This is a genomic window from Rhodoferax sp. (assembly GCF_044236835.1).
Classification (GTDB): Bacteria; Pseudomonadota; Gammaproteobacteria; order Burkholderiales; family Burkholderiaceae_C; genus Allorhodoferax.
This window is the reverse complement of sequence record NZ_JBIIGC010000022.1, coordinates 38,676-47,823: the sequence shown is the minus strand read 5'-3', so window position 1 is coordinate 47,823 and position 9,148 is coordinate 38,676. Positions and strand designations below refer to the sequence as shown.

Sequence of the window (9,148 nt, the reverse complement as noted above, 5' to 3'; positions counted from 1 at the left end):
TTGATGATTGCCGTTACGAGTTTCATGTGTTTACCTCAGCTTGATTACAGTAATTTGCAGACATCGGACTGGGCAGTCCGCCTCTCCGCAGCCCGGGAGATAGCGCAATAAAGCAGGGTCCGTGCCAGCCGATGTGTCACGGTGCGGTCAATGGGCCCTTCGCTCGGGCGCAGCGACCCGCTATGGTGCTGTGTTTATTCACAGATACCGCAGGTTGCGCCCCTACTTGGTGCGCTGTTTCCCTTGCGGTGCACTTTTTTGGAGAACACCGCCATGGGCCTTTCTTTGGTGCAAAGTCGCGCTTTGCTGGGCTTGGAGGCGGCCAAGATCACCGTGGAGGTGCATTTGGCCAACGGGCTGCCCAGCTTCACCCTGGTCGGGCTGGCCGATGTGGAGGTCAAAGAGGCGCGCGAGCGGGTGCGCTGCGCCATCCAAAACGCTGGGCTGGAGTTTCCCAACAACAAGCGCATCACCGTCAACCTGGCACCGGCCGACCTGCCCAAAGACTCGGGCCGGTTGGACTTGCCCATCGCACTGGGCATCCTGGCAGCCAGCGGCCAAGTCGACGCCGCCAAGCTGGTGGGCCACGAGTTTGCTGGCGAACTCTCACTCTCGGGCGAACTGCGGCCGGTGCGCGGCGCGCTGGCCATGGCGCTGACCACGCTGCGCACCTCTGAGCCCGCGCCCACGCTGGTGCTGCCACCGGGCAGCGCCGAGGAGGCCGCGCTGGTGCCGAACGCGCGCGTCTACCGCGCCCGCCACCTGCTTGATGTGGTGCACGCCTTTGCACCCGAGGGTGGCGGCGTAGCCGGTGCACCGCAGGACGGGTCCACACCCGGCGACGGTTGGGTGCGGGTGCTTCCCACGCCGCCCAGCGCCCGCGCGGCGCACCCCGACATGGCCGACGTCAAAGGCCAGGCCGGCCCCAAGCGGGCGCTCGAGATTGCAGCTGCCGGTGGACACAGCCTGCTGCTGGTGGGGCCGCCCGGTGCAGGCAAGTCCATGCTGGCGCAACGCTTTGCAGGGCTGTTGCCCCAGATGGACAGCGAAGAGGCCTTGCAATCCGCCGCCATTGCCTCGCTGGCCGGGCGATTCACGCTGGCGCAGTGGGGCCAGCGACCCACGCGCAGCCCGCACCATTCGGCCAGCGCGGTGGCCTTGGTGGGCGGTGGTGTGCCGCCCCGGCCCGGCGAAATCTCTTTGGCCCACAACGGCGTGCTCTTCCTTGATGAGTTCCCCGAGTTCCAGCGCTCCGCCTTGGAGGCACTTCGCGAGCCCTTGGAGAGCGGCACCATCACCATTGCGCGCGCCGCGCAGCGCGCTGAGTTTCCTGCGCGCTTTCAGTTGGTGGCGGCCATGAACCCCTGCCCCTGCGGTTACCTGGGGTCGCCTTCGCAGCGCTGCGCGTGCTCGCCCGAGCAGGTGCGCCGCTACCAGTCCAAGCTCAGCGGGCCTTTGATGGACCGCATTGATGTGCATGTAGAGGTGGCAGCGCTGCCGGCCGATACGCTGTTGCAGGCGCCCCCTGGCGAAGCCACCGAGGTGGTACGCCCACGCTGCACCGAAGCACGCGAGCGCGCGCTGCGCAGACAGGGCTGCAGCAACCAGGCGCTGCAGGGGCAGGCCATCGATGTGCATGTGTGCGCCCAGCCGGATGCGCTGCGCTTTTTGCAATCGGCCGCGCTGCAGCTGGGGTGGTCGGCGCGTTCCACGCACCGCACCCTCAAGATCGCCCGCACCATCGCCGACTTGGCAGGCAGCGAGCGCACCCAGCTGGGGCATGTTGCCGAGGCCATGCAGTACCGGCGGGTGCTGCGCGCTGCGGCCTAAGCGCTGGCCATTACCTGCGGACCTGTCCTGCGCAGTGCCAGCTTGGTATAGCAGCCCGCCCCAACTGCGTACCCTTGTGGCACACCCCGACAATCACGGGACAATCACCCCACTACATGCCGCAAACCGCCACCCTTCCGTCCCCCGCGCTGCTGCTGCGCGAGATCTTTGGTTACGACCAGTTTCGCGGACCGCAAGCGGCCATCGTCGACCATGTCAGCGCTGGAGGCGATGCGCTGGTCTTGATGCCCACGGGCGGCGGCAAAAGCCTGTGCTACCAAATTCCGGCGATCGCGCGCCACCGCGCGGGCTTGGGAATCACCGTGGTGGTCTCGCCCCTGATCGCACTGATGCACGACCAGGTGGGCGCGCTGCACGAGGCCGGGGTGAGCGCGGCTTTTTTGAACTCGACCCTGAGCAGCGACGCTGCCTACCAAGTCGAGCAGCGCCTGTTGCGCGGCGAAATCACACTGCTGTATGCCGCGCCGGAGCGCATCACCGCACCGCGCTTTCTGGCGCAGCTGGACGCACTGTTTTCCCAAGGCAAGCTGGGGCTGTTTGCCATCGACGAAGCGCACTGCGTCAGCCAGTGGGGCCACGACTTTCGTCCGGAGTACCGGGCGTTGACCGTGCTGTACGAGCGATTTCCGGGGGTGCCGCGCATGGCCCTCACCGCCACCGCCGACGACCTGACCCGCGAAGACATTCTGGAGCGCTTGCAGCTGCAAGACGCGCGCGCGTTTGTCAGCAGTTTCGATCGGCCCAACATCCGCTACACCATTGTTGAAAAGCGCGACAGCAGCGCACAGCTTTTGCGCTTTATCGAGCGCGAGCACAGCGGCGAGGCCGGCATCGTCTACTGCCAGTCGCGCCGCAAGGTGGAAGACACTGCGCAGAACCTGGTGGACGCGGGCGTGCGCGCACTGCCCTACCACGCCGGCCTGGACAGCGCAGTGCGGCAGGCCCACCAAGACCGCTTTTTGCGCGAGGACGGCATCGTCATGGTGGCCACCATCGCTTTTGGCATGGGCATCGACAAGCCCGATGTGCGCTTCGTGGCGCACTTGGACATGCCCAAAAACATCGAGGGCTATTACCAAGAAACCGGACGCGCAGGCCGCGACGGTTTGGCCGCACACGCGTGGATGGCCTACGGCCTGCAAGATGTGGTCAACCAGCGCCGCATGATTGACGAGAGCCCAGCGGGGGAGGCCTTCAAGCAAGTCATGCGCGGCAAGCTCGACGCCCTGCTCGGTCTGGCCGAGGCCACCGACTGCCGCCGGGTGCGCCTTCTGGCCTACTTTGGCGAGGACAGCGCGCCCTGCGGCAACTGCGACAACTGCCTGACCCCGCCCCAGATCTGGGACGGCACCGACGCAGCGCGCAAGCTCTTGAGCACCATCTACCGCATTGGGCAATTGAACGGCATGCACTTTGGCGCCGGCCACCTGATGGATGTTCTGCGCGGCAAAGTGACCGACAAAGTCACCCAGTACGGCCACGAAGCGCTCAGCACCTTTGGCATAGGCCGCGACCTGAGCGAGCACCAACTGCGCGGCGTGCTGCGCCAGCTCATTGCGGTTGGCGCAGTGGCGGTCGATGGTGGTGCATTCAACACCTTGCACCTCACACCCTTGTCCCGCTCGGTGCTGCGCGGCGAGCGCTCGGTGGCGCTGCGCCAACCCAGCACTGCCGCAAGCGAACCCCGGGCCAAACGCAACCCGCGCGCCGACGCCGTGGTGAAAGCCCCCATCCAACTCGACAGCGAAGGTTTACTGCGCTACAGCGCGCTCAAAGCCTGGCGCGCCGAGGTGGCGCGCGCCCACAACCTGCCCGCCTACGTGATTTTTCATGACGCCACCCTGGCCGCGATTGCGCAGCGCGCGCCGCAATCCTTGGCCGATTTGCAGGGCATCAGCGGCATCGGCAGCAAAAAACTCGACGCCTACGCCGAAGACGTGCTGCGGGTCGTGTGCTTGGCGTGAGCAACGGGCTGTGCCGCCGTGCGGACACCATGGCCCCAAGCCGTCAACTGCCACCCAGAGGCGATAAACTCGCGTCCAGTCTCTACCAGCCTCAACTCTAGGAAATCTTTATGTCCACGCCCTCTCACGACACGCACGACGCCCCCGCTGACCCGGTGGAAGCGGTGGTTCCCATGATGCCCATCGTGCTGCCCATCGTCGGCGCGGTGTTGATGTTCTTGTTGGCCTTCATCGCCGTCTCCATGGCCTAAGCCGCCGGCGCTAGGCACTTTTGTTAGTTTCCAGCGCCGTGCCGTACCGGGCTTTGCAAGCTTTACGCATCACCGGCGCTGCCACCCTGTTCTGGGCAATGTGGATGCCGGCCAACACGCTGGCAGCACCGGCGCAACCCAGCGCAGCAAGCTGCCCACCCTTGTTGCAGCACACCTTCCCCCGGCTGCAAGATGGCGCGCCACAAAACCTGTGCCAATTCCAAGGCAAGGTACTGCTCATAGTGAACACCGCCAGTTACTGCGGCTTCACCACGCAGTACCAAGGGCTCGAAGCGCTGCACGCCCAGTACGCACCGCGCGGGCTGGTGGTGCTGGGATTTCCCTCCAATGATTTTGGGCAGCAAGAACCCGGCAACAGCAAGCAGATTGCTGACGTCTGCTTCAACACTTACGGCGTGAAGTTCCCAATGTTTGAAAAGTCGGTGGTGGTGGGCAACGCTGCCAGCCCGCTGTACAAAGCGCTGCGCGGCGCCAGCGGCACATCGCCAAAGTGGAACTTCCACAAATACCTAGTGGGCCGCAACGGCCAGGTGCTGGCCAGCTACCCCAGCAATACCGAGCCATTGGCGCCAGCACTGTTGTCCGACGTGCAGCGCGCGCTCAAAACACCCAGACTTGCGGCCATTGATTGACGCATAAAGTCATGCGTCTTTTGCATGGGTTTCCCATGTAACGGCTTGGTAACTCCGGTACCGGTTCCTAGAATAGGCGCCCGCGGTGCAGCTTGCACCCCGGGCGCCGTTGTTTTTTCAAAGCCAGGGCGGTGGGCTTTGAAAAGGCAATTTTCAAACTTGGAGCTTTTCATGAACGCACCCCGTATGCAGGGAATCCAGCCCGCCCCGCCCAGCTTTGTCAAAAATGCGGCCCTGATCGCCTGGGTCGCCGAGATGGCGGCGCTGTGCAAACCGGCAGCCATCCACTGGTGCGACGGCTCCGAAGAGGAGTACCAGCGCCTGTGCCAGCAATTGGTAGACGCCGGTACCTTCACGCGGCTCAACCCGGCCAAGCGGCCCAACAGCTTTTTGGCCTGCTCTGACCCCAGCGATGTGGCCCGCGTCGAAGATCGCACCTTTATTTGCAGCGCCACCAAAGTGGACGCCGGCCCCACCAACCACTGGATGGCACCGGCCGACATGCGCGAGCGCCTGCAGTACGGCACGGCCACACAAAAAGCCTTGTTTGACGGCTGCATGGCCGGGCGCACCATGTACGTGGTGCCCTTCTCCATGGGCCCCCTGGGCTCGCCGATTGCGCACATTGGCGTCGAACTCAGCGACAGCGCCTATGTGGCGGTCAACCAGCGCATCATGACCCGCATGGGCAAGGCGGTGTACGACGTGCTGGGTGTGGGCGGCAGCTTCGTGCCCTGCGTGCACTCGGTGGGGGCGCCGCTGATGCCGGGACAGGCCGACGTCAAATGGCCCTGCAACGCCACCAAATACATCGTGCACTACCCCGAAACCCGGGAGATCTGGTCCTACGGTTCGGGCTACGGCGGCAACGCTCTCTTGGGCAAAAAGTGCTTCGCGCTGCGCATTGCCTCCACCATGGGGCGCGCGGCCGCCCAAAAGAATGACGGCGACGCTGGCTGGTTGGCCGAACACATGCTGATCCTGGGCGTGACCAACCCGCAAGGCAAGAAGTACCACGTGGCGGCGGCGTTCCCCAGTGCCTGCGGCAAAACCAATTTCTCGATGCTGGTGCCGCCCGCCGGATTTGCGGGCTGGAAGGTCACCACCATCGGTGACGACATCGCCTGGCTCAAGCCCGGCCCCGACGGCCGGCTGGTCGCGATCAACCCGGAGGCAGGTTACTTCGGCGTGGCGCCCGGCACCAACTTCCACACCAACCCCAACTGCATGGCCAGCTTGGACCGCAATGTGATCTTCACCAACGTGGCGCTGACCGATGACGGCGATGTGTGGTGGGAGGGCATGGAGAAAGACGGCGGCGGCTTGCCCGCGCACCTGATCGATTGGCAAGGCCGCGACTGGACGCCCGCACTGGCCAAAGAAACCGGCGCCAAAGCCGCGCACCCCAACGCGCGCTTTACCGTGGCTGCCACCAACAACCCTGCACTGGACAGCCAGTGGGATGATGCGAGCGGCGTGCCGATTGACGCCTTCATCTTTGGCGGTCGCCGCTCTACCACCGTGCCCCTGGTCACCGAAGCGCGCGACTGGGTCGAAGGTGTGTACATGGCCGCAACCATGGGCTCCGAGACCACTGCTGCCGCCGTCGGCCAAGCTGGCGTGGTGCGCCGCGACCCCTTTGCCATGCTGCCCTTCATTGGCTACAACATGAGCGACTACTTTGCGCACTGGATTCAAATGGGCAAGGCGTTGGCCAAGAGCGGTGCCACACCGCCGAAAATTTTCACCACCAATTGGTTCCGCAAAGGCGCCGACGGCAGCTTTGTGTGGCCCGGCTACGGCGAGAACATGCGGGTGCTGAAGTGGATGATCGATCGGCTGGAGGGCACGGTGCCCGGCCAAGACAACGGCTTGGGGCTTGCGCCCAAGTTAGAGGAGATGCACTGGGACGGGCTGGACTTCAGCCCTGCGCAGTTCGACACGGTCACCCGCATGGACCAAGCGGCGTGGCAGGAGGAACTGGGGCTGCATGCTGCCCTGTTCGAGCAGCTCGCCTACCACCTGCCCCAGGAGCTGGAAGCTACGCGGCTGCGGCTGGCGCAGCGCTTGAAGTCAATCCACTAGACTGCGTTGAATCGCGGCCTGTAGCTCTGCTGCCAGACGCGGGTCTTGGCGGGCGAATTCCAGCATCTCGCGGTGCTGGCGCCGAAGCTGCGTGGCCTGCCATTGCGCAGCCAGCGCCAAGGAGGCGAGGCTGGCAAGTCGGCGCATCGGGCGCGCCAAAAAAGCCAATACACCAAAGGCTACCGCCCACAAGGCAACCCAGCCCACCAGCAAGTGGCCGTCGGACCAGGTGCTGATGACCTGGTCTGCAACCACCAGCACAGCGGCCAAAGCCGCAGCCAGCAGCAGGCCGGCGAGCGTTTTAGAGCCTTCCACCGGCAGATGGTTGGATGGCATGTAAGCAGGGACGCGGGCAGGTGCGGCGTCCAGGTACTCAACAGTGGCGATTCGGGCCATACAAAACTCCTTGCATCAAAAAAAGCACCCACACCGTGGGCCAATAGGTGCCAGCATAGGGTTAACCCGAACAAATCTCCACTTTATGTTAGTGATGCAATATATTCACAGCATTTATGAGTCGCCGCCCACCCCCCTCCCAGCCCTTCAACCTGCGCACTTTCGACCTCAACTTGCTCAAAGCCTTCGACGCGGTGATGTCTGAGCGCAGCCTGACACGCGCCGCCCAGGAGCTGGCTATCACCCAACCCGCAGCCAGCAACGCGGTGCGGCGCTTGCGTGAGGCCCTGGGCGACGAACTTTTGGTGCGCAAGGGGCGCGGCCTGGAACCCACCGCCCGGGCACTCGAACTTTGGCCCCTGGTGCGCGAGGCTCTGCGAGGACTGCAAGCGGCCTTGGCACCGACGGACTTTGACCCCGCTACCGCCGACAACGCGTTCGTGCTGACCATGGCAGACGCCACCGCCGCTGAGCTGATGCCAGGACTGGTGCACGTGCTGCAGCGCGAGGCTCCCGGCATCACGTTGCGGGCGGTGCCACTGACAACACGTGACCCGCGGCGTTTGCTCGACGCCGGTGAGGCCGACCTGGCCGTCGGGCACTTTCCCTCCGTGTGGGCCGACCTGACCGCCAAGGCCCAGGCGGGAGAGGCTGTGGCTTTTCTGCACCACCGCCTGTTCAGTGGCGACTATGTGTGTGTGATGCGACAAGACCACCCCATCGCACATCTGCCTCTGACGCTTGACCGGTTTTGCAGCGCGCGCCATATGCTGGTGAGTTTTTCAGGGCGGGCATTCGGCTTCATCGACGCAGCGTTGGAACGCATTGACCGAAGTCGGTCGGTGGTGCTCACGGTGAACCAGTTCTTTACCGCTGGGCGGGTGGTGGCCCAATCGGATTTGCTGACCGTGCTGCCACGCCACTTCGTCAGCGTGACCGGGTTCTCGGAACAGTTGGTGCAACGCGAGTTGCCCTTTGCAGTGCCCGCAATCGAAGTCGACGCGCTGTGGCACCAGCGCCAAGACAACGCTAGTGCCCACATCTGGTTGCGCCAGACAGTGCAGGCCGTGGCGTCCGAGGTTTTCCCAGCGTGAACATCCAACTACTCTCTGACCTGCACCTGGAGGCCCACCCACATTGGCGCGCAGAGCCAGCGCTGGGTGCGGATGCGCTGGTGCTTGCGGGTGATGTGGGCTCGTACCAGAAGGGCTCATTGCTGACGGATGACGCATTCGGTTTGGCGCAGTTTTCTCCCCTCGCTGGCTGGCCTACGCCAGTTTTTTTTGTGCCGGGAAACCACGAGTACGACGGCTTGGATTTCGATGCCGCCCACCTGCGGCTGCAGGCCACCTGCCAAGCACTTGGCATCACTTGGTTGGAGCGCGCGGTGGTGCACACGCCTTGGAAAGACAAGCGCGGTGCGCCGGTGCGTTTGGTTGGCACCACCCTGTGGAGCGACTTTGACGGGCTGGCGGCGCTGGAAGATTCCGCAGCGCAGGCTTTGTTGCAGCGGGAGAAAGCCTTTCGCGCTGCCAACCACTACCTCTCAAAAACCGGCACCACGCGTGACGGAGCCCCCTTTTTGGCGGCGCAATGGCGCACGCAAGCGCTACTGTGCCAAGACTGGTTACGGGCCCAACTGGACGCCCCATTTGACGGCAGCACCGTCGTGGTCACCCACTTCGCCCCCAGCCTGCGCAGCGCCGACCCGCGCTATGGCCAAACGCCCGGGACGGCAGCGTTCTGTAACCGCTTGGACCCGCTGTTCGCGCAGGCCGACCTGTGGGTGCACGGGCACTTGCATGCGCCCAGCGACTACGTGCAAGCAGGCTGCCGGGTGGTGGCCAACCCCTTGGGCTACGTCCGAAAAAACGAACAGGCTAGGTTTGCGCCCACCCTGTTGCTATCGGTGTGAGCCCATGTGCCGGGCGTATGATGAAGCGAGGTC

8 protein-coding genes are annotated in these 9,148 nt (G+C 64.5%); 7 read left to right on the top strand and 1 reads right to left on the bottom strand.

Annotation, left to right across the window (positions count from 1 at the left end; genetic code table 11):
- Positions 1 to 273 precede the first annotated feature (273 nt).
- The 5 genes from ACILRC_RS13515 to ACILRC_RS13495 all read left to right on the top strand — a co-directional run bounded on the left by ACILRC_RS13515 (position 274) and on the right by ACILRC_RS13495 (position 6,804).
- A complete protein-coding gene (locus ACILRC_RS13515; RefSeq protein WP_395669900.1) occupies positions 274 to 1,830 on the top strand; it encodes a YifB family Mg chelatase-like AAA ATPase in 1,557 nt (518 codons plus the stop codon).
- 116 nt (positions 1,831 to 1,946) lie between these two features.
- Entirely contained in the window at positions 1,947 to 3,815 is a 1,869-nt protein-coding gene (gene recQ, locus ACILRC_RS13510; protein WP_395669899.1) for a DNA helicase RecQ, read from the top strand.
- Between the two features lie 110 nt (positions 3,816 to 3,925).
- On the top strand, positions 3,926 to 4,066 hold the full coding sequence (locus tag ACILRC_RS13505) for a hypothetical protein (RefSeq protein ID WP_395669898.1): 141 nt from the start codon (positions 3,926 to 3,928) through the stop codon (positions 4,064 to 4,066).
- Positions 4,067 to 4,164: 98 nt separating this feature from the next.
- Positions 4,165 to 4,719 carry a glutathione peroxidase gene (locus tag ACILRC_RS13500; protein WP_395669902.1) on the top strand — a complete coding sequence of 185 codons (555 nt, stop codon included), beginning with the start codon at positions 4,165 to 4,167 and terminating at the stop codon, positions 4,717 to 4,719.
- A 171-nt stretch (positions 4,720 to 4,890) separates the two neighbouring features.
- Entirely contained in the window at positions 4,891 to 6,804 is a 1,914-nt protein-coding gene (locus tag ACILRC_RS13495; protein WP_395669897.1) for a phosphoenolpyruvate carboxykinase (GTP), read from the top strand.
- Here ACILRC_RS13495 and ACILRC_RS13490 read toward each other — a convergent pair.
- The gene (locus ACILRC_RS13490; RefSeq protein WP_395669896.1) at positions 6,793 to 7,200 is read right to left on the bottom strand and encodes a hypothetical protein; all 408 of its coding nucleotides are present in this window, start codon (positions 7,198 to 7,200) and stop codon (positions 6,793 to 6,795) included. The two genes, ACILRC_RS13495 and ACILRC_RS13490, sit on opposite strands and share 12 nt — an antisense overlap.
- 116 nt (positions 7,201 to 7,316) lie before the next feature.
- On the opposite strand from ACILRC_RS13490, the gene ACILRC_RS13485 reads away from it, so the two are divergent.
- Together ACILRC_RS13485 and ACILRC_RS13480 are read left to right on the top strand one after the other, a co-directional pair.
- On the top strand, positions 7,317 to 8,294 hold the full coding sequence (locus ACILRC_RS13485) for a LysR family transcriptional regulator (protein WP_395669895.1): 978 nt from the start codon (positions 7,317 to 7,319) through the stop codon (positions 8,292 to 8,294).
- Positions 8,291 to 9,115 carry a metallophosphoesterase gene (locus ACILRC_RS13480; RefSeq protein ID WP_395669894.1) on the top strand — a complete coding sequence of 275 codons (825 nt, stop codon included), beginning with the start codon at positions 8,291 to 8,293 and terminating at the stop codon, positions 9,113 to 9,115. Before ACILRC_RS13485 ends, ACILRC_RS13480 begins: the two co-directional genes overlap by 4 nt.
- Positions 9,116 to 9,148: the final 33 nt, after the last annotated feature.